The sequence below is a fragment of the Rhodococcus sp. NS-SX18 genome, from assembly GCF_057367935.1.
The window spans coordinates 1120509-1139714 of the sequence record NZ_CM170633.1 but is presented as its reverse complement, the minus strand read 5'-3'; the positions used below and the strand labels follow the sequence as shown (position 1 = coordinate 1139714).

Sequence of the window (19206 nt, the reverse complement as noted above, 5' to 3'; positions counted from 1 at the left end):
GCGCGTGTGCGGTAACCCGGCCATCTCCGCGCGGAGGCACACGTGACGCACCGGAGGTGGGGACGTCTCCGCGTCGTCCCGGACTACCCCTCGTCCAATCCCGGACGACGCGGAGACCCCGAGGCCCGGGCTCTCCGCTGCCGGATCCCGGCCTGCGACGACCATACCAAAAAACCGGTCGAACGGTATTTGTTTCGGTCAATTCCGGCCGAATTGCCGGCGACGGGCGGGTTTCGACTCGGGAGCGTGCGGCTATAGCCCTTGCACGCGCACCGCCCCACGAGAGCCCTCCCCCGCGCGGCCGGCGGCACGCGAATTGTCGAACAACAGGCAAGGAGCGCGGATCATGACCATCCAATCCGGAGGCGGAGGCGGCGGCACGATGGCGAGGCCGAACTCGTCCGGCCTCGCCGACGTCATCGACACCATCCTCGACAAGGGCCTCGTCATCGACGCATTCGTCCGCGTCTCGCTCGTGGGCATCGAGATCATCACGATCGACGCCCGGGTGGTGGTGGCGAGCGTGGACACCTACCTGCGTTTCGCCGAGGCGGTCAACAGGCTCGAGATCTCCACCACCGAGCCGAAAGGCCTGACGGACATCGTCGGCGGCCCGGCCGGCAAACTCACGGAGAAGGCCGCCGCGCACAAGACGAGAGGTGCCCTGGACTCCGCGGGCGAACGGGTCCGTGGTCTGCTCGCCGGGGATCAGGACGAACGCGAGCCGGCGCCCCGCCGATCCCGGGACCGGTGACGTCCGTCGCCGGTCGGTGGCACGAGGAGACGGCGGGAGTCCGTATTCCGGTCATCGCCATCCGGTTCCCCGGCGGCCCGAGGCGGGGCTAGTCTCCTCCGGGTGAGAACACCCGCCGGCGCATATGCACCGTCCCTGCTGCTGCGGCGGCTGGCGACGCGGGCGACGCTGACCCCGGTGCGGGTCGTGGCGCTGAGCTTCGCCGCAGCGATCGCCGTCGGCACGGCCGTGCTCCTCACACCCGCGGCGCGCCAGCCCGACGCCGCGGCCTCCGTCGTCGACGCCCTGTTCACCGCGACCTCGGCGATGTGCCTGACCGGGCTGATCGTCGTCGACACACCCACCCACTGGTCCGGCTTCGGTCAGGGCGTCATCCTCGCCCTGATCCAGGCCGGCGGGTTCGGGATCATGACCATGGCCTCGCTCGTGGGCCTGCTGCTCGCGAACCGCATCGGCCTCAAGGCCCGGCTGAACACCGCCGCCGAGGTGCGTGCGTCCGGACTCGGCGACGTCCGCTCGGTCGTCGTCGGCGTCGTGCGGATGAGCGTGCTCATCGAAGCGGTCACCGCGGGGGCGCTGGCAGCGCGGTTCGCGCTCGGCTACGAGGAACCACCCCTGCGTGCGGTGTGGCTGGGGGTGTTCCACTCCGTCTCGGCGTTCAACAACGCCGGGTTCGCCCTCTACAGCGACAACATCATCGGCTTCGCCGACGATCCCTGGATCTGTGTGCCGCTCATGGTCGCGGTCGTCCTGGGCGGCATCGGGTTCCCGGTCCTGTTCGAAGTGACCCGGCACCTGCGCGGCCGCAGCCACCGCTGGAGCCTGCACACCCGGCTGACCCTGACCGTCACCGCGGTCCTGCTGGTGGTGGGACCGGTGCTGGTGCTGGTGCTCGAATGGACCCGCACGCTGCAGCACTACGACTTCGGCCAGAAGGTGCTCGTCGCCGCGTTCCAGGGCGCCATGCCCCGCACCGCGGGGTTCAACAGCGTCGACTACGGCCAGATGGACCCCGCCACCCTCCTGGTGACGGACGTGCTGATGTTCATCGGAGGCGGCAGCGGCGGCACCGCCGGCGGCATCAAGGTGACCACCTTCGTGCTGCTGTTGTTCGTCATCGCGGCCGAGGTCCGCGGTGAACGTTCGGTGACCGTGTTCGACCGGCGCATCGACACCCGGGTGCAGCGTCAGGCGCTGTCGGTGGCCCTGATCGGTGTCGCCCTGGTGATGGTGCCGACCATCGCCCTGTTGGCGGGGACCTCGTTCGGTCTCGACGTCCTGCTGTTCGAGGTCACCTCCGCGTTCGCCACGGTCGGGCTGTCGACCGGGATCACGGCGCAACTGCCGGTCTGGGGTCAGCTCATCCTGGTGGGGTTGATGTATCTGGGCCGGATCGGCTCGATCACCCTCGTCAGCGCCCTCGCCGCCCGTGAACGCGGCCGACGGTACGAACTTCCGGAAGAAAGGCCCTTCATTGGCTAGGAAAGCTACCTCCGACGTGGTGGTCGTGCTCGGGCTCGGGCGGTTCGGCAAGTCGCTCGCGCTCGAGCTGATGAGCCAGGGCACCGAGGTCCTCGGCATCGATGCCAGCGATACCGTGGTGCAGAAGGTCGCGCACCGCCTGACCCATGCCGTGGTCGCCGACACCACCGACGAAGAATCGCTGCGGCAACTGTCGGTGCACGAGTACGGGCGCGCCGTCGTGGGCATCGGTTCCGACCTCGAGGCCAGCCTGCTCACCGCCTCCGCCTTGATCAACCTGGGCGTGCCCAACATATGGGCCAAAGCGATCAGCAACGCGCACGCGAAGATCCTCACCCAGATCGGGGTGCACCACGTCGTCCGGCCCGAACACGACATGGGCAAGCGCGTGGCCCACCTGGTCCGCGGCCGGATGATGGACTACATCGAATTCGACGACGGTTTCGCGATGGTCAAGACCACCCCGCCCGCATTCGCGATCGGCCGGCGCCTCGGCGACACCGCCGTCCGCACCGACTTCGGTGTCACCGTCGTGGCGATCAAGCGCCCCGGCGAAGGCTTCACCTACGCCACCGCCGACACCGTGCTGGCACCGGACGACACCATCATCGTCTCCGGCCAGGTCCGCAACACCGAGCGCTTCAGCGAACTGACCTGACGGCATCGGAACGACGTAGGCTGCTGACGATGTCTCCGACAGCGCACCAGGCGATCCCGGACCCCGGCCGGGCCGCGGCACCGAACGGCGCCGGCCGTGCCCGGTAGCACACTCCGGGCGCGATTCAGCCGTTCCGACAACTTGACCGAGCGACCCGATTTCGCACTGGTGGGCATCCTGCGGGTGCCGCAGTTGCAGACCAGTCCGGGCCGCGCGATCGTGCGCCGGATCGGATACGCCCTGATCGCCCTGGCGCTGGTGGTGCTCGTCGTCTACCTGGACCGCGACGGCTACTCCGACACCCAGGACAACGAGCTGTCGCTGCTGGACTGCATCTACTACGCGACGGTGTCGCTCTCGACCACCGGCTACGGCGACATCACTCCCCTCACACCCCAGGCCCGCCTGGTCAACGTCCTGGTCATCACCCCGCTGCGGATCTTCTTCCTGATCGTCCTGGTCGGCACCACCCTCTCCGCCCTGACCGAAAGTTCCCGCCAGACCTTCCGCATCCAACGCTGGAGACACCGGGTGCGCAGCCACACTGTGGTCGTCGGTTACGGCACCAAGGGCCGCACCGCAGTCGATGCCATGCTCGGCGACGGCGCCGCGCCCTCGGACATCGTCGTCGTGGACACCGACCCGGTGGTGCTCGACGCCGCCAACGGCCGGGGCCTGGTCACCGTGCAGGGCTCGGCGACCAAGTCCGATGTGCTGCGCCTGGCCGGGGTGCCGCACTGCGACTCGATCGTCGTCGCCGCCAACCGCGACGACGCCGCGGTGCTCGTCACCCTCACCGCTCGCGAACTTGCCCCCACGGCCAAGATCGTCGTGGCCATCCGCGAGTCGGAGAACACGCACCTGCTCCGTCAGTCCGGCGCCGACACCGTGGTCATCTCCTCCGAAACCGCGGGCCGGCTGCTCGGAGCCGCCACGCTCACCCCGAATGTCGTGGAGATGATCGAGGATCTGCTCACTCCGGAGGAAGGCTTCGCAATCGCCGAACGCGAAGTCGAAGCCGACGAGGTCGGCGGCTCACCGCGGCACCTGCCGGATATCGTCCTGGGCGTCGAACGCAACGGCCGCCTGCTGCGGGTCGGGTCCCCCGAGGTGGAGACGGTCGTAACCGGCGACCGGCTGCTCTACATCCGGCGCGTCTCGGACTGACTCGCTGCCGCTATCCGGCCGGCGCGCACAGCTTCGCCGACAACTCCCAGAGTCCACGGGCTACGGCCTCGTCGTGCGAGCGCGAATTGGACTCGACACGCTCGGGACTCCCCCGCATCTCGAACAGTCCGCCCGGACCGTAGTACCCGCCGGGCTCGACGCCGGGCGCGGTGGCGGCATACAGCAGCGGTAGCGCGCCGGTCTGGGCGGACTGCCCCACCAGCCTGTTCGCCACGCCCAGGAACAGGTCCTGGATCGACTCGGTGTGCGACTGCAGGTTCGTCGACGAGTACCCCGGGTGGGCGGCCACCGCCACGACCGGGGACTGCCGCTCGGCAAGCCTGCGCTGCAGCTCCTGGGTGAACAGCAGGTTGGCCAGTTTCGACTGCCCGTACGCCAGCCACCGGTCGTAGCGGCGGTACTCCCAGTTCAGGTCCTCGAGATCGATGCGACCGATCCGGTGCATGATGCTCGACATCGTCACCACCCGGTCGGTGACGCGTTCGAGGAGCAGGTCGGTGAGGGCGAAGTGGCCGAGATGGTTGGTTCCGATCTGCATCTCGAATCCGTCGGCAGTACGACGCAGCGGCACCGCCATCACACCGGCGTTGTTGACCAGCACATCGACCTCGTCGACACCCGCGGCGAATTCACGCACCGATGCCAGGTCGGCCAGATCGAGGCGCCGGACCTGCGCGGCGGTCCCGATCTCCCGGGCGACGGCTTCGCCTGCTGCCACGTTCCGGCACGCCAGCACCACCCGCGCTCCCGCCGCCCCGAGGGCGCGGGCGGCCACCGCGCCCAGCCCGCTGTTCGCCCCGGTCACCACGAAGGTGCGGCCGTCCTGCTTCGGGATGTCGCGTGTGGTCCAAGCCGTCATGTCGGCCACCCTACGGTGAGCGGAGCATGCGGGGGAAGAAACCGCGCCCCGGAGCGGTGCCCCGGCCGGCGCCGTTCGCTACAGGTCGAACCGCACGCCCGTGAGCTGCTCCGACAGCTCCCACAGCCGCTGGGCCGCCTCCGGATCCGCGGCTTGCCGGCTGTAGGCGGCCACGGTCGGTGGCCCGTACAACTCGAAGAAGCGGTCCGGGCCGATGTAACCGCCGGTCACGTCCGGATCGGTGGCGGCCACCACCACGGATTCGGCGCCCTCGGCCGCGGTGCGTTCGAGCACCTTCTTCCCGAGTCGGAACAACTGGTCGAACCACGTCCCGGTGTGCGTGCCGACCTCGGTGGCCGCGTAGCCCGGGTGCGCGGCCACGGCCCGCAGCGGCGAGCCGGCGGCCGCCAGCCGCCGGCCGAGTTCGAGGCTGAACATCAGGTTCGCCAGCTTGGACTCCGCGTACGCCAGGGAACGGCTGTAGTGCCGCCGGCGCTCCCAGTTCAGGTCGTCGAGGTGGATGCGGCCGAACCGGTGACTCACGCTCGAGACCGTCACCACCCGATCGGTGAGCCGATCGAGCAGCAGTCCGGTCAGCGCGAAGTGCCCGAGGTGGTTGGTGCCCATCTGCATCTCGAAACCGTCCGCCGTGCGGCTCAGCGGCACGGCCATCACGCCCGCGTTGTTGACGAGCACGTCGACGGTTTCGATGCCCGCCGCGAACTCCCGCACCGACGCCAGGTCGGCGAGATCGAGCCGTCGCACCTGCGCGCGGGAACCGATCTCCGCCGCGACCGCCTCACCCCGGGCGACGTTCCGGCACGCGAGCACCACGTCGGCACCGGCGGCGCCGAGCGCCCGGGCAGTGGCCTCACCGAGGCCACTGTTCGCCCCGGTCACCACGAAGGTGCGGCCCTGCAGGGCGCCCGGTGCCGGCGGGGAGAACCGTTCAGGCACCGATGGAGGACTTCATCATGGGCAGCATCGCCCACAGCTGGTCCTGCCAGTAGCCCCACGTGTGGGTACCGGCGGCCGGGAAGTCGAAGTGGGCGGAGTTGATGCCCAACGTCGCCAACCGCACCTGGAACGCGCGGTTCTGTGCCAGGGCGAGCGCCTCGAGTCCCATCGCGTTGCCCGTGTTGAACACGCCGATCGCGGAGTTCGGCCGATCGTGCTGGCCGGGCAGGCCGCTGCCCGCGGAGATCCACATCGGCAGCCCCCGCATGCTGGGCGCGGCGACGAACGGATCGTTGCGCAGCCACGCCGAGTTCCACGGCGGGCCCCACATCGAGTCTGCGTTGTAACCACCGGAGTCGAGCATCGCCAGGCGGATCGCCTCACGCATGCCCGGCGCGGACAGGTTCAGGTAACCGGACATGGAGCCGGCGAACCGGAACTGGTCCCGGTGATAGGCCGCGAGGATCAGCGCCGCGTTGCCGCCCATCGACAGGCCCACGACGGCGTTGCTGGACCGGTCGATGCCGTACGTGCCGGCAAGGAAGTCCGGCAGATTCTCGGTGAGGAAGGACTCCCACTTGTAGGTGTAGCGCTGACCGTTGAGGTTGCTCGGCGCATACCAGTCCGTGTAGAAGCTGGACTGACCGCCCACCGGCATCACGACATTGACGCCGTGGTCGGACAGCCACGCGGCGTTCGTCTCGTGCTCCCACCCGCTCACGTCGTTGGTGGCGCGCAGACCGTCGAGCAGGTACATGGCCTTGTTGCTGCCGTTGTTCGCCAGCCAGATGCGGACCTTGATCTGGCCGACACCGCCGGGCGCGGGCACCCAGTGCTCCCGCAGGCGGGAGTACGGGTCCGCCGACGCGGTTCCTGCGCCGGCGAAGGCCACGGCGAGCGGTAGCACCAGCGCCGCGATCAGGAATCGGACGAGGGTCCGAACCCCCCGAGGTCCGGCCTTGGTTCTGGAAGTATTAGTCACACCAGGCTCCATCAGCACATCTGTATCAACAACAACTGGGGCCCCGACAGTTACGCAACAACACGGTAGAGGTCCACGTCGGCCCGTACGAGGCTTGCACATAATCGTTATGGAGCAAAGCCGAACCGAAAGGCAGGCGCAATGAGCAGCGACCTCGGCAAGCCGCCCGTCACGGTCGGAATCGACGGCTCGGACGCCGCGAAACACGCCGCCACCTGGGCCGCGGCCGTCGCCGAACGGCTCGGCACCGACCTCCAGCTCGTCCACGCGCTGCCCGGCCCCCGGAACTATTTCAGTGACGCCGCGCTGCGCGCGCGAGCCCAATACACCCAGCGCCTCGCCGAGTCGGGTCGCGAACTGCTCGACGACACCGCGGCCGAGCTGCGCCGGCAGCACCCGCATCTCGAGGTGGTCACAACCGTCCATCCGGGCCCGCCCGATCTGGCGCTGCTCGAACACGGCGACCGCAGCCGGATACTGGTGCTCGGCGCCACCGGCACGGGTGCGCTCGGGTCGCTGCTCACCGGTTCCATCGCGCTGCGCGTCGCCCACCGGTCCACGTGTCCAGTCGTCCTCTGGCGGGGCGATCCGGCACCCGAACCGGGCACGGACCGCCGGCCGGTGCTGGTCGGCATCGACGGCAGCGCGGACGCCGGCCCACTGGTCACCGCTGCGTTCGACCTGGCGGCGGCGCTCGGGGTGGGCGTCCTCGCCGCCCACGCGTGGGGCGCCGGCGAGGTCGCGAACCGCACCGCGGCGCTGGAACTGATCGACTGGGCGGTCGTCGAGGTCGAGGAGACGGCGTTGCTGTCCGAATGTCTCGCCGGGCAGCGGGAACGGTACCCGGACGTGCCGGTCACCGAGATCGTCGAGCAGATCGGCGCCCGGCACCTGCTGCTGAGACTGGCGGAACAGGCTCAGCTGAGCGTCGTCGGCAGCCACGGCCGGGGCCTGCTCGGCGGCCTGCTCCTTGGCTCGACCAGTCAGGCGCTGCTGCACCACGCGCCGTGCCCGACCATGATCTGCCGACCGGGGGTCTGACGATGCTGCGCGGATCGGTCCGGCTCGGCCGGGTCGCGGGGATAGAGATCCGAGCCCACTGGTCGCTGCTCGCGACCCTCGGGCTGCTGTCGTGGCTGCTGGCCGCGACGATCCTGCCCGCGCGGATCAGCGGTCCGAGCGCCACACAGTTCTGGATCGCGGGCGTCGCCGCGGCCCTGGGCCTGCTGGTATCGCTGCTCGCCCACGAGCTCGCGCACTCGGTGGTGGCCGGCCGCTACGGAGTCGGAGTGGACGGCATCACCCTGTGGCTGCTCGGCGGGGTGTCCGAACTGCGCGACGAACCGCCGAACCCGAAGGCCGATCTGCGGATCGCGCTGGCCGGACCGCTCACGAGCGTCGTGATCGGCGTCGTGGCGCTGGCGGCGGCCTCGTTCCTCGGTCCGCCCGTCCCGGCGCTGGTGACCGCGACGATCGGCTGGCTCGGCGCGACCAACCTGGTGCTCGCCGTGTTCAACCTGCTGCCCGGTGCGCCGCTGGACGGTGGGCGCGTCGTGCGGGCGGTGTTGTGGCGCCGCACCGGCGACCGGCTCGCCGCCGCGAGCGGCGCCGCACGCTCCGGCCGTGCGGTGGGGCTGGCGCTGATCCTGCTCGGCGCCGCCGAGACACTCGCCCTCGGCAGCGCGGGCGGCCTGTGGATGATGCTGCTCGGGTGGTTCCTGCGGACCGCAGCCAACGCCGAGCTGGCGAACGCCTCGCTGAGGCACCAGCTCGGCGACACCCGGGTGGGTGACGTCATGACGGCGTCGCCGGTGACCGCGCCGGGGCGTGCGAGCGTGGCGCAGCTCCTCGCCGTCGCGGCCCGCGGTACGCACCACCGGGTGTTCCCCGTGGTCGACGACGCGAACCGGCCCACCGGCGTGGTGTCGCTGTCCGACCTGACGCCCGTCCCCGAGGGCGAACGCACGGTGGTCACCGTCGCGGACCGGGCCCGGCCGCTGCCCGCGTCGGCGCGCGTACCGGCCGACGCCTCGCTCGCCGAGGTCGCGAGCCGGGTGCTGCTGCGGCCGGGGCTCGACCTCGTGGCCGTCGTGTCGGGAGACCGCCTCGTCGGCATCGTCACGGCGACCGACCTGGTGCGGGCCTGCGATCGCAGCGCTCTCGGCCTGCCCATCCGTCGCACTCCCCCGCCGGACGAGCAGACCCGGCCGGAGTAGTCGCTAACTGCGCCGGACGACGAGCAGCGGGCACGGCGTCGTGTGCAGCAGTGCCCGGCTGGTCGAGCCGAGCAGCATGCCCTCGAAGCCGCCGCGGCCGCGGCTGCCGACGACCAGCAATCGGGCGTTCTCCGCCCGCTCGAGCAGGTGGCGCACGGGCCGGTCCCGCACCACGACCCGTTCCACCTCGACGTTCGGATAGTCCTGCGCGCGCCCGGCGAGGGACTCGGCGAGCACGACGCTCTCCTGCCGGCCGACGTCGTCCCACGTCGCTCCGGGCGTGCCGGCCACGACGTCGACGAGGTCACGATCCGACCAGGCGTGCACCGCCACCAGCGGCACCCCGTAGCGGTCGGCGGCCTCGAAAGCGACGTCGAGGGCGTGCAGGCTCGCCCGCGAACCGTCGACGCCGACCACGACGGGACCGTTCGCCCCGCGTCCGGCCTCGTCGGGGCCCGGGATCACCGCGACGGGGCAGCGCGCATGCGCGACCACCGCCGAGGTCACCGATCCGACCAGACCGCCGGTGAATTCGCCGAGCCCACGCCGGCCGAGGACGAGCATCCGCGCCCGGCTGGAGTGCCCGAGCAGCGCCTGCGCGGCCACCAGGCTCGACTGTTCGGTGCGGACGGACAGGTCCGGGTGCTCCCGCTGCACGGACTCGGTGGCGGAGGCCAGGTTACGTCGGGCCGTGAAACGCAGTTCGTCGACGAACGGCGACGAGGCGCCGATCCCACCGGCGTTCGCGCTCGAGACGAGCAGCAGCGGCACGTCCGTGGCGGCGGCCTCGGCGGCCGCCCACTGCAGCGCGGCGCGCGCGGGCGCCGATCCGTCGATACCGACCACGATCGGCGCATCGTCCATTGCCCGCTCCTCGTCTCGTCCCACCCGGTTGTTCCGACACCAGTGTCGCCATACCCCGGCCGCTGCGCGGACGGTTGACGGAAACAGTTACCGTGCGGGGGTGCGCCGCGCTCCGCTACCCGTCCGCGACGGCCTGAATCCGACCCGCCTGCGCCTGCCCGACGGCGGCTCCTGGGCGACGGTGGCGGAGTTCCTGTCGGCGCGGTTCCCCGCGGACGTCGCCCGCGTGCGCGAGAAGATCGCAGCCGGTGAGGTCGTCGACGGTGCGGGCACGACGATCACCGAAGACACCCCGTACGCAGCGGGCCGATTCGTGTACCTGTACCGCGATCCGCCGGTCGAGGAGCGAGTGCCGTTCGAGATCGACGTGCTGCACCGTGACGAGCACCTCCTGGTGGTGGACAAGCCGCACTTCCTGGCCACGACGCCGCGCGGGTCGTGGGTGGCCGAGACCGCACTGGTGCGGTTGCGCCGCGAACTCGACCTGCCGGAACTGAGTCCGGCGCACCGGCTCGACAGGCTGACGGCGGGCGTGCTGGTGTTCACCGTCCACGCCGGCGCCCGCCGGGCCTACCAGTCGCTCTTCGACGCCCGGCGGGTGGACAAGGAGTACGAGGCCGTGGCCCGGCATGCGCCCGGTATGCGGTTTCCGCGGGAGGTGCGCAGCCGGATCGTCAAGGAACGGGGTGTGCTGCAGGCGCGCGAGGTGCCGGGCGAGATCAATGCTCTCAGCCGGGTCGAACTGCTCGGAACGGACGCCGGGCTGGGCCGTTACCGCCTGCTGCCACGCACCGGCAAGACGCACCAGCTGCGCGTCCACATGAATTCCCTCGGTCTGCCGATCCTCGGCGACAACCTCTATCCGACCGCATACGATGTTGCGCCCCAAGACTATTCGAGTCCACTGCAGCTGCTGGCCCGCGCGGTGGAGTTCGACGATCCGTACACAGGTCGACGGACCCGCTTCGTCAGCGCACGAAACCTGGCAGCATGGAGGCACAGCACACCAGGACCCCGCTGATCGCGCGGGCTCACGTCTTGGAGGACCCCATGGATAACGGCATCGTTTCGCGCACCTACGACGGCCGCGTCGCCCTGCGCTTCCAGCATGCCTTCGCCCATCCCCCGGACCGCGTATGGCGGGTCATCACCGACCCCGAGTACCTGCGCGCCTGGTTCCCGGCCCGAGTGGAGCTGGATCTGACCCCCGGTGCCCAACTCGTCTTCCATGCCACCGAGCAGCAGGCCGAGCGCCTCGGGCTGCCCGCCGACCACACCGCCACGGGCACCGTCATCGCCGTGCACCCCGGACGCATCCTCGAATACATGTGGGACGCCGAGGTGCTGCACTGGGAGCTGGTACCGGACGGTTCCGGCGGCTGCTGGCTGACGCTCACGCACACCGTCGAGGACGAGGACTCGGCCTACGCACACGGTGCCGACTGGCACGCCGGATTCGAGGTCCTCGAAGCCCAGCTGGAAGGTCGCGACGTGGACTGGTCGCCGGGAGATCGCGCCCGGGAACTCGCCGAGATGTACCGCAACCCGTCCGACTGACCCACCCGTCCGGCCGGGACTATCCGTCCCCTCCGCTCCGGTCGACGAAGACCTCGTCGACCGGACGCCGCGACGTGGTGGGCAGCCCGCGGGCGCTGCGCGCCCCCAGCCGGATCACCACCTGGGGGAATCCTGCGACCTCCCCGGTCCGTGCCGTCGCCGTGCGCACGATGCCCCGGCTGGCCTCGATTTCCGTCACGTGGGTGAGCGGGCACGTCGCCAGGTGTGCCGCGGTGGCTTCGAGCAGCACCGCAGACATCGCCTCCCCGGCTCGCAGCCAGTCGATCCGCTCGTCGCTCCGGGTGCTGAGCACCGCCAGCGCCGACGCGTCCACCTTCGGCTGCACCGTGTCCAAACTCCCTGCGCCCGTGGGGAATCGGCGCGCAACGTCGACGTCCCCGGCGGCCTCCTCGTCGAGCAGCGCGGATGCCGGAACGCCGGTGTCGCCGGGATCCGCGCGTCCGGTCCACCAGGCCAGCTCCTGCCGGTAGGCGTCGTCGCCTTCGCGGATCGCCGCACTCAGCTCCGACGCCCGGGCGAGGTCCGAACGAGCCCCGGCGTCGAGGATCGACAGCGATGCGCCCTCCCGCCGGGCGGCGTTCTCCAGGTCCACCAGGCTCTCGCGCAGGGTCGTGGGCGCCGCGAACGGCCGCCGGTCGGTGTGCCGGGCCTCGATCGCGAGGGCGAGGGCCGCGTCACGGGCGTCGACCGTGTGCGGCCGGTCGAAGTCGAGCACGGCCAGCAGGTCCGGCCGCGACGGGTCCGGAAGCCGGGTCACCGTGGGGATCCACGACGCGGCGGACAGCGCCACGCGGGCGTGGTGCAGCGCCGCCCCGCAACCGAGGACCAGCTGCCGGCCACTGGGATCGGTGTGGCCGAGCATCCGCTCGGCCACGGCATACAGTTCGAGTCGTCCGCCCGTCCACTCCCAGCGCCACGGCTGGCTGTTGTGCAGAGACGGCGCCCGGCACGCCGACTCGACCGCATCGCGGATCGTCGCGGCGTCCGGGCGGATCTCAGTAACCATCGCTGTCTCTCCCCCAGCCGCTCGATTCGACCGCCTGCCGCTCCACGGACTCGACGATCTGCGCAGCCCAGGTTCCGATCGCGTCCCAGTCCCGGAAGTCCCCTGTGCGCCCTCCGGTCATGCGGGCGACCACGCGTTCGCCGGCGCCGAGGACCTCCGGATCCAGCTTCCCGGCGAACATCCGGTGCTCCCGCGCGCCGGTGCGTTCCGACGCGTGGGAGGCATCGTACGGCCTGTTCACGGGCCGGTCCTGGTCGCCGATCGGGCCCGAGGAGAACAGGAAGACCGCGCGCTCGCGGAGGGCGGCGGCGTGCCGGTCGACGAAAGACTTCGCGGGGTGCAGCCAGTGCCCGAGGTAGACGGCACTGCCGAGGACCACCGCGTCGTAGCCGTCCACGGCGTCGACCTGCTCGGGGGCGACGACGTCGACGCGCGCCCCCTTGTCGCGCAGGGCGGCCGCGAGAGCCGTGGCGATCTCCGTGGTCGAGCCGTGTCTGCTCGCCGCCGTGACCAAAATCCTCATCTGCGTCCTCCCCGGCCCAGGTTATTCGATGATCGCCCGCCGGGCACGCGGTCGGCCAGAGTCGAAGGACCCGCGCACACACCCCCGCGGCGACGTGCGGCGCTGCGGCAATCGTCGACGACAGGCGCAGGGGGTCGACCGGGTGGCAGAGTGGTCTGACGGACGCCGCCGACGCGCGGAGGACACCCAGGGCACCTGCCGGAACAGGAGTCGAATCGCATGGCCATGCCACCCAGGATCGACGCGGTTCAGGAATCGGAACGCAAGTACACGGCCGGGGACGGGCAGCAGTTGCCGGACCTGTCGGGTCTGCCCGGCGTCGACGGTCACCCCGAACCCGAACTGCAGCAGCTGTCCGCGCGGTACTACGACACCGGCGACCTGCGATTGCTGCGCGCCGGGATCACCCTGCGCCGCCGTGAGGGAGGGCACGACGCCGGCTGGCACACGAAACTCCCCGCCGGCACGGACACCAGGACGGAGGTGCGCTTCCCGCTGGGCGACGACACCGACCGGCCCCCGGCCGAATTGCTCGCCCTGTTGCGCGGAGTGCGCCGTGCGCGTCCCGTCGTACTCGCGGCCGTGCTGGACACGCAGCGGTGGCGCCACCGCCTGATCGACGAGGAGGGACGGGGCCTCGCGGAAATCGTCGTCGACGACGTCACCGCGACGCGGGAGGAGGGCAGCGAACCGCAGCGATGGCGCGAGATCGAGGTCGAGCTCGCGTCGGGCGGAACCGAGTTGCTCGACGCCGTCGAGGAGCGGCTGACCGCAGCCGGAATCGAGCGGGCCCCCAGTCCGTCCAAGTTGCATCGGGCGCTGGCCGATCTGCTGCCGGCCGAGGAGCAGGTTCCCGGTCCGGCCGGGCACCTGCGCGACTACCTGCGCGGCGAGCTGCGCACCCTCGAGCTCGCCGAGATCGGCGTACGACGGGACGCCCCGGACGCCGTCCACAGCATGCGCAAGGCCCTGCGCCGGATCCGCAGCGCCCTGCAGACGTATGCGGGAACGTTCGCGATCGACGACGGCCTGGTCGAAGAACTACGTTGGACGGGAAGGAAACTCAGTCCTTCACGGGACCTGGAGGTGCAGTGGGAACGCATCGTGGGCCGGATCGAGGAGGTGCCGGTGGTGGCGCAGCGTGAGGCCATCCGCGCCCGAGTCGACGAGTACTTCTCCGCCCGGTCGGACGCGGCCCGGCTCGAGGCCGTCGCCGCCCTCGACTCGGACCGCTACGCGGCCCTGCTGGAGGCGCTCGACGCGCTGATCGACGGCCTCGCGGCGGGGACGGTCGGGTCCGGCCCCGGCCGAGAGCGACGGCAGGTTCGCCCGAAGGACCTCGACCGTGCGCTGGCGCGGCTCGCGAAGAAGGTCTCGCGCCGGGTGCGCCATGCCGGGGAGGCAGCCACGCACGCCGAACGGGACGAACTCGTCCACCGGGCCCGCAAGGGCGCCAAGCGGATGCGCTACGCCATCGAGGTGCTGCGGCCGCTGCACCGCAAGCGCGCCGAACGCGCCCTCGATCACTTCGACGACTTCCAGGACCTGCTCGGTGAGTTCCAGGACTCGGTGGTCGCGCGCGAGCACCTGCTCGACATGGTGTCCGAGCAGGACCACACCGCCGAGTCCAGCTTCGGCCTCGGGATCGTCTACCAGCGCGAGCTCGAATCCGGGGAAGAGCAGGTCGCGCAGCTCGAACGCGCGTGGAAGCGGGCGCGCCGAGCAGCGAAGCCGCTGTGGAAGTGACCCCCTCCCGTCCGGGTCCTTCTCCCCTGGCCGACCACCATCGGGAAGAGGCATGCTGAGCCCGGACGACGGAAGGAGACACCCGTGACCCCCGGACAGATGCGAGCGTGGCGTGTCGACCGGCCGCGGCCCGCGGCGGAACATCCGCTGCGGCCGGTCCGGGAACCGATACCCGAACCGGCGTCCGGGGAACTGCTGGTGCGTGTCCTCGCCTGCGGGGTGTGCCGGACCGACCTGCACGTGAGCGAGGGAGATCTGCCGGTGCACCGGCCGCACGTCGTCCCCGGCCACGAGGTCGTCGGCGAGGTCGTCGGCGGCGACGTCGGCACGCATCGGATCGGTGACCGGGTGGGCATTCCGTGGCTGCGCAGTACGTGCGGCCGGTGCCGGTACTGCCTGCGCGGGGACGAGAACCTGTGCCCGCATTCCACCTACACGGGCTGGGACGAGGACGGCGGATATGCCGAATATGCCACCGTACCTGCAGCTTTCGCCCTTCCCCTGCCGTCCGGCTATTCGGACGCGGAACTCGCCCCGCTGCTGTGCGCCGGCATCATCGGTTATCGGGCACTACTGCGTGCCGAGGTCCCGGACGGCGGCGTGCTCGGTCTGTACGGCTTCGGCGGCAGCGCCCATCTCGCCGCGCAGGTCGCCCTCGCCCGGGGCGCCCGCGTGCACGTCATGACCCGTGGCGAGACCGCCCGTCGGCTCGCTCTGGACCTCGGCGCGGCCTCGGCACAAGGCGCGTACGACGCGCCGCCCGAGCCCCTGAATTCGGCGATCCTGTTCGCCCCCGCCGGGGAACTGGTGCCCACCGCGCTCGCCGCGCTGGACGCCGGCGGCACGCTCGCCGTCGCCGGCATCCACCTCAGCGACGTGCCGCCGCTGAACTATCAGCAGCATCTGTTCCGCGAACGGCAGGTGCGCAGCGTCACGGCCAACACCCGCTCCGACGCTCACGAGTTCCTCGGCTTCGCGAACGAACACCACCTGCACGTCACCACCACCGCGTACGGGCTCGACCGGGCCGATCACGCGCTCGAGGACCTGTCCGCGGGCCGTTTCGGCGGCGCGGCGGTCCTGGTTCCGTGAAACACTCGACACGCGCCCCGAGCGCGGAGAACGCACCGAGAAGGAGAACGAATGAGCACAATTGCCAACCGGAATGCCGTCGTAGCGGGTGTGGACGGTTCCGCCGTCGCCACGAGTGCGGCCCGGTGGGCGGCCGCCCTCGCCGCGCGTCTGCGAGCGCCCCTGCACCTGGTGCACTCACTGCCCAGTGAAGGGATCTTCTACAGCGAGGCCGCGGTGCTCATCCAGTCGCAGATGGTCGACCAGCTCCGCGAGGACGGCGAGGCGATCCTGTCGAACGTCACCGACGTGATCCGCTCCGACCATCCGGATCTCGAGGTGAAGGGCTTCATGGGGCCGGGTCCCGCCGCCAACTCCCTGCTCGAGGCCGCCGAGGACGCCCGGCTCGTGGTGATGGGCGCCACCGGCGCCAACGCCGTGGAGAACTTCCTGCTCGGCTCGACCGTGCTGCGCGTGGCCAATCACGCCCCGTGCCCGGTGGTGGTGTGGCGCGGCGACAACGAACGTCCGCTGCCGGACTCCCGCCCCATCGTCGTCGGCGTCGACGGCAGTGAGCTGTCGACGGCGGCGGTCGGGCACGCCTTCGAGTACGCCGCCCTGTTCGGTGTACCGCTGGTCGCGGTGCACTCGTGGATCGGCGACGCGGCACTCGGCGTCGGCACGGTCGCGACGCTGGTGGACTGGGAGGCGGTGGGCGAGTCCGAATCCGCGGTCCTCGCCGAGACTCTCGCCGGCTGGCACGAGAAATTCCCCGACGTGGAGGTCCGCCGCGTCGTGGACCGGGGTCCCGTCGCCAAGGTGATCCTGCGGCAGCTCGAGGACGCGCAGCTCGTTGTGGTGGGCAGCCACGGTCGCAGCCAGTTCACCGGGGCGCTGCTCGGGTCGGTGAGCCAGAATCTGCTGCACAACGCACCCTGCCCGATCATGATCAGCCGCAAGAAGTGACGACCGTCCGGTGCCGCGCTTCGCGAGGCGGCACCGGCTCAGGCCGTCGCGGTCCCGAACGCCAGACCCACCGCGTACGTCACGATCATCGCGAGCGCACCACCGATCACCACGCGGGACATCGCCCGCCCGCGCCGCGCCCCACCGAGCCATGCACTGACCGACCCCGTCAGGGCCAGCGCCACGAGCACCGACACGAAGGTGACCGGAACCCGCAGGTCCGCCGGCGGCAGCACGATCACGAGCAGCGGCACGAGTGCGCCGACGGTGAACGCGACCGCCGACGAGAACGCCGCGGCCCACGGATTCGCCAGCGCCCCGGGGTCGATACCGAGTTCGACCTCGGCGTGCGCGGACAGCGCGTCACGCTCGGTCATCTCCTTCGCCGCGGTGCGTGCCGTCGGCCGCGACATCCCCTTGCCTTCGAGCAGTGCGGTCAGCTCCTCGAGCTCGGCGTCCGGCATCTCCTCGAGTTCGCGACGTTCCTTGTGCAGCAGCGCCCGCTCGGTGTCCCGCTGCGCGCTGACCGACACGTACTCCCCCAGGGCCATCGACACCGCACCCGCCGCGAGCCCGGCGAAACCCGCTGTGAGAATGGCCGATTCGTCGGTGGTGGCGGCAGCCACACCGACGACGAGACCGGCCGTGGAGACGATGCCGTCGTTCGCGCCCATCACACCGGCGCGCAACCAGTTCAGTTTCGCCGAGATGCCGCCGGAATGCGGTTCGACGTCGGCGTGACTGAGCGAGGGATCGGTCGACATGCCCTCAGGCTAGGGCGATTCCACCCGTTGCGGTAGCAATGCGAGCCTGTCCTCACCACGGCGCCGGGCCGAGTTCCCGTTCGAGCCACGCCTGGTCGGGGAGGACGTCCCCGCTCGTGTCCACGACGCGCGCCGTGGGCCATTCGTCGCGCACGTGGAGCTGGTCGTCCAGGACCGCGGGTGTGGCATCCGACGCGTCGCCGCCCCGCTCCCGCCGGGCCACGATGCGGCGGACCAGCACCGCGGGGTCCGCTCGGCACTCGATCTCGACGAGGTCGACGGTCGTCGCGGCCGCGACCGCTCGCGCCGCCTCCCGCCGGGCCTCAGTGAGCCATGTCGCGTCCAGCACGACCGACTCGCCGTGACCGAGTGCGACGGCGGCGCGGCGCAGCAGCTCGTCGTAGGTCTCGTCGGTGTGGGCGGCGCTGTAGAGGCCGGCGCCGACGGCGGCGGTGGCGTCGGCGGTCGGGGCGAGGCCGGCCAATTCCTTGCGGATCACATCGCTGCGCAGCACAGTCGCGCCCAGGTGCTGTCCCGCGAGGTGTGCCACGGTCGTCTTGCCGGTGGCGGACAGACCGCCGACGACGACGAGCCGGACGCGGCCCCGGTCGAGGTTGCGCCGGGTCTGGTCCAGCAGCGCGAGGGCGCTGCCGCGGGAGTGCTCGTCGCCCTGCTCGTGCCGCAGCGCGGCGACCTTCGCCCGGACCACGGCACGGTACGCGATGTAGTGGTGCATCAGCGACGACGGGAACGCGTCGGCGGAGAACTCGGCGTAGGCGGGCAGCAGTTGCCGCGCCGCCGCCTCGCCGCCGAGCCGCTCGAGATCCATCGCAAGGAAGGCGATGTCGAGGGCGGCGTCGCCGTAGCGCAACCGGTCGTCGAACTCGAGACAGTCGATGATCCGGGGGCCGTCGTCGAGGCAGAAGATGTCGTCGGCGAGCAGATCCCCGTGCCCGTCGACGGCGCGCCCGGCGGCGATCCGCTCGTCGAGCAGCCGCTCGCGGCCGGCGAGATAGCGGCCGGCCATGTCCCGGATGGCGGTGAGCAGGTCCTCCGCCTCCGCCCCGACGGGCAGCCGGTCGAGGTGATCCAGGCTCTCCCGCCACAGTCCGTCGAGGAACTGCGCCGTGGCACACCGGTCGATCGCCGGATCGCGCGGCGACGCGGCGTGCAGGGCGGCGACCTGCCGCGCGACGGCGGTGACGACCGCGGCGACGGGTTCGCCGCGCTGCACCAGGGCGGCGAGGCGACGGTCGTCGGGCAACCGGCGCATCTCGACAAGGTGCTCACACACCAGTCCGTCGGGCCCGTGCACGTCGGCGACGCCGAGGTAGACGTCGGGGGCGAGACGCCGGTTGAGTTCGACCTCACGGTGGCAGGCCCGCTCCCGCGCCTGCCGGGTCCGGTTGTCGAGGAACCCGAGATCGAGCGGCTTCTTGAGCTTGTGCACGCGGCCCCCGACGAAGAACACCACGGAGGTGTGGGTCTCCCGGATCGCCGCGTACGCCGGTTCGGATCGGTCGGTGCCGGTCACGGAGTTCCTCCCCGATGAAGCCTGTCGAACTTCGGTACGTTGCCCACCTTGCCTCAGG

At 71.1% G+C, this 19206-nt stretch carries 19 protein-coding genes; 11 read left to right on the top strand and 8 right to left on the bottom strand.

Features of this window, described 5'->3' with window-relative positions; all coding sequences use genetic code 11:
- Positions 1–346: 346 nt before the first annotated feature.
- From gvpJ to AC2IPW_RS05270, 4 genes are all read left to right on the top strand, one after another.
- Positions 347–754 (top strand): gas vesicle protein GvpJ, encoded by a 408-nt coding sequence (gvpJ, locus tag AC2IPW_RS05285; RefSeq protein ID WP_003936452.1) that lies wholly within the window; start codon positions 347–349, stop codon positions 752–754.
- 102 nt (positions 755–856) lie between these two features.
- A complete protein-coding gene (locus AC2IPW_RS05280; RefSeq protein WP_486376433.1) occupies positions 857–2236 on the top strand; it encodes a TrkH family potassium uptake protein in 1380 nt (459 codons plus the stop codon).
- Positions 2229–2894 (top strand): potassium channel family protein, encoded by a 666-nt coding sequence (locus tag AC2IPW_RS05275; RefSeq protein WP_235157274.1) that lies wholly within the window; start codon positions 2229–2231, stop codon positions 2892–2894. Before AC2IPW_RS05280 ends, AC2IPW_RS05275 begins: the two co-directional genes overlap by 8 nt.
- Before the next feature lie 96 nt (positions 2895–2990).
- A complete protein-coding gene (locus AC2IPW_RS05270; protein WP_486376432.1) occupies positions 2991–4061 on the top strand; it encodes a potassium channel family protein in 1071 nt (356 codons plus the stop codon).
- A 10-nt stretch (positions 4062–4071) separates the two neighbouring features.
- Here AC2IPW_RS05270 and AC2IPW_RS05265 read toward each other — a convergent pair whose 3' ends face one another.
- The 3 genes from AC2IPW_RS05265 to AC2IPW_RS05255 form a co-directional block, all read right to left on the bottom strand.
- Positions 4072–4941, bottom strand: a complete 870-nt coding sequence (locus AC2IPW_RS05265) for an oxidoreductase (RefSeq protein WP_054371160.1) — start codon at positions 4939–4941, stop codon at positions 4072–4074.
- A 78-nt stretch (positions 4942–5019) separates the two neighbouring features.
- The gene (locus AC2IPW_RS05260) at positions 5020–5898 is read right to left on the bottom strand and encodes an oxidoreductase (protein WP_486376431.1); all 879 of its coding nucleotides are present in this window, start codon (positions 5896–5898) and stop codon (positions 5020–5022) included.
- Positions 5891–6892: an alpha/beta hydrolase gene (locus AC2IPW_RS05255; RefSeq protein ID WP_289378143.1), complete on the bottom strand. Its 1002-nt coding sequence runs from the start codon at positions 6890–6892 to the stop codon at positions 5891–5893. The genes AC2IPW_RS05260 and AC2IPW_RS05255 overlap by 8 nt, the downstream gene beginning before the upstream one ends.
- 129 nt (positions 6893–7021) lie before the next feature.
- Between AC2IPW_RS05255 and AC2IPW_RS05250 the strand changes: the two genes are divergently transcribed.
- Both AC2IPW_RS05250 and AC2IPW_RS05245 read left to right on the top strand, forming a co-directional pair.
- Positions 7022–7921, top strand: a complete 900-nt coding sequence (locus AC2IPW_RS05250; RefSeq protein WP_486376430.1) for a universal stress protein — start codon at positions 7022–7024, stop codon at positions 7919–7921.
- The gene (locus AC2IPW_RS05245; RefSeq protein WP_238586191.1) at positions 7888–9096 is read left to right on the top strand and encodes a site-2 protease family protein; all 1209 of its coding nucleotides are present in this window, start codon (positions 7888–7890) and stop codon (positions 9094–9096) included. The genes AC2IPW_RS05250 and AC2IPW_RS05245 overlap by 34 nt, the downstream gene beginning before the upstream one ends.
- 3 nt (positions 9097–9099) lie before the next feature.
- Here AC2IPW_RS05245 and AC2IPW_RS05240 read toward each other — a convergent pair whose 3' ends face one another.
- On the bottom strand, positions 9100–9960 hold the full coding sequence (locus AC2IPW_RS05240; protein WP_486376429.1) for a universal stress protein: 861 nt from the start codon (positions 9958–9960) through the stop codon (positions 9100–9102).
- Between the two features lie 100 nt (positions 9961–10060).
- Here AC2IPW_RS05240 and AC2IPW_RS05235 point away from each other — a divergent pair, with 100 nt between their 5' ends.
- Together AC2IPW_RS05235 and AC2IPW_RS05230 are read left to right on the top strand one after the other, a co-directional pair.
- Positions 10061–10981, top strand: coding sequence for a pseudouridine synthase (locus AC2IPW_RS05235; RefSeq protein WP_486376428.1), 921 nt, complete (start codon positions 10061–10063; stop codon positions 10979–10981).
- A gap of 29 nt (positions 10982–11010) precedes the next feature.
- Positions 11011–11517, top strand: coding sequence for an SRPBCC domain-containing protein (locus AC2IPW_RS05230; RefSeq protein WP_003936463.1), 507 nt, complete (start codon positions 11011–11013; stop codon positions 11515–11517).
- 19 nt (positions 11518–11536) lie between these two features.
- On the opposite strand, the gene AC2IPW_RS05225 is transcribed toward AC2IPW_RS05230, so the two are convergent.
- Both AC2IPW_RS05225 and AC2IPW_RS05220 read right to left on the bottom strand, forming a co-directional pair.
- A complete protein-coding gene (locus AC2IPW_RS05225; protein WP_191902363.1) occupies positions 11537–12544 on the bottom strand; it encodes an Acg family FMN-binding oxidoreductase in 1008 nt (335 codons plus the stop codon).
- Entirely contained in the window at positions 12534–13067 is a 534-nt protein-coding gene (locus tag AC2IPW_RS05220; RefSeq protein WP_289378139.1) for a flavodoxin domain-containing protein, read from the bottom strand. Before AC2IPW_RS05220 ends, AC2IPW_RS05225 begins: the two co-directional genes overlap by 11 nt.
- A gap of 219 nt (positions 13068–13286) precedes the next feature.
- Between AC2IPW_RS05220 and AC2IPW_RS05215 the strand changes: the two genes are divergently transcribed.
- From AC2IPW_RS05215 to AC2IPW_RS05205, 3 genes are all read left to right on the top strand, one after another.
- Positions 13287–14813, top strand: a complete 1527-nt coding sequence (locus AC2IPW_RS05215) for a CYTH and CHAD domain-containing protein (RefSeq protein ID WP_289378138.1) — start codon at positions 13287–13289, stop codon at positions 14811–14813.
- 99 nt (positions 14814–14912) lie between these two features.
- On the top strand, positions 14913–15905 hold the full coding sequence (locus AC2IPW_RS05210; RefSeq protein ID WP_054371205.1) for a zinc-binding alcohol dehydrogenase family protein: 993 nt from the start codon (positions 14913–14915) through the stop codon (positions 15903–15905).
- 51 nt (positions 15906–15956) lie between these two features.
- Positions 15957–16850, top strand: coding sequence for a universal stress protein (locus tag AC2IPW_RS05205; protein WP_289378136.1), 894 nt, complete (start codon positions 15957–15959; stop codon positions 16848–16850).
- 38 nt (positions 16851–16888) lie between these two features.
- Here AC2IPW_RS05205 and AC2IPW_RS05200 read toward each other — a convergent pair whose 3' ends face one another.
- Complete coding sequence (locus AC2IPW_RS05200) at positions 16889–17614, bottom strand: VIT1/CCC1 transporter family protein (RefSeq protein ID WP_486376427.1); 726 nt, start codon at positions 17612–17614, stop codon at positions 16889–16891.
- Positions 17615–17666: 52 nt separating this feature from the next.
- Positions 17667–19148, bottom strand: a complete 1482-nt coding sequence (locus tag AC2IPW_RS05195) for a bifunctional aminoglycoside phosphotransferase/ATP-binding protein (RefSeq protein ID WP_486376426.1) — start codon at positions 19146–19148, stop codon at positions 17667–17669.
- Positions 19149–19206 lie beyond the last annotated feature (58 nt).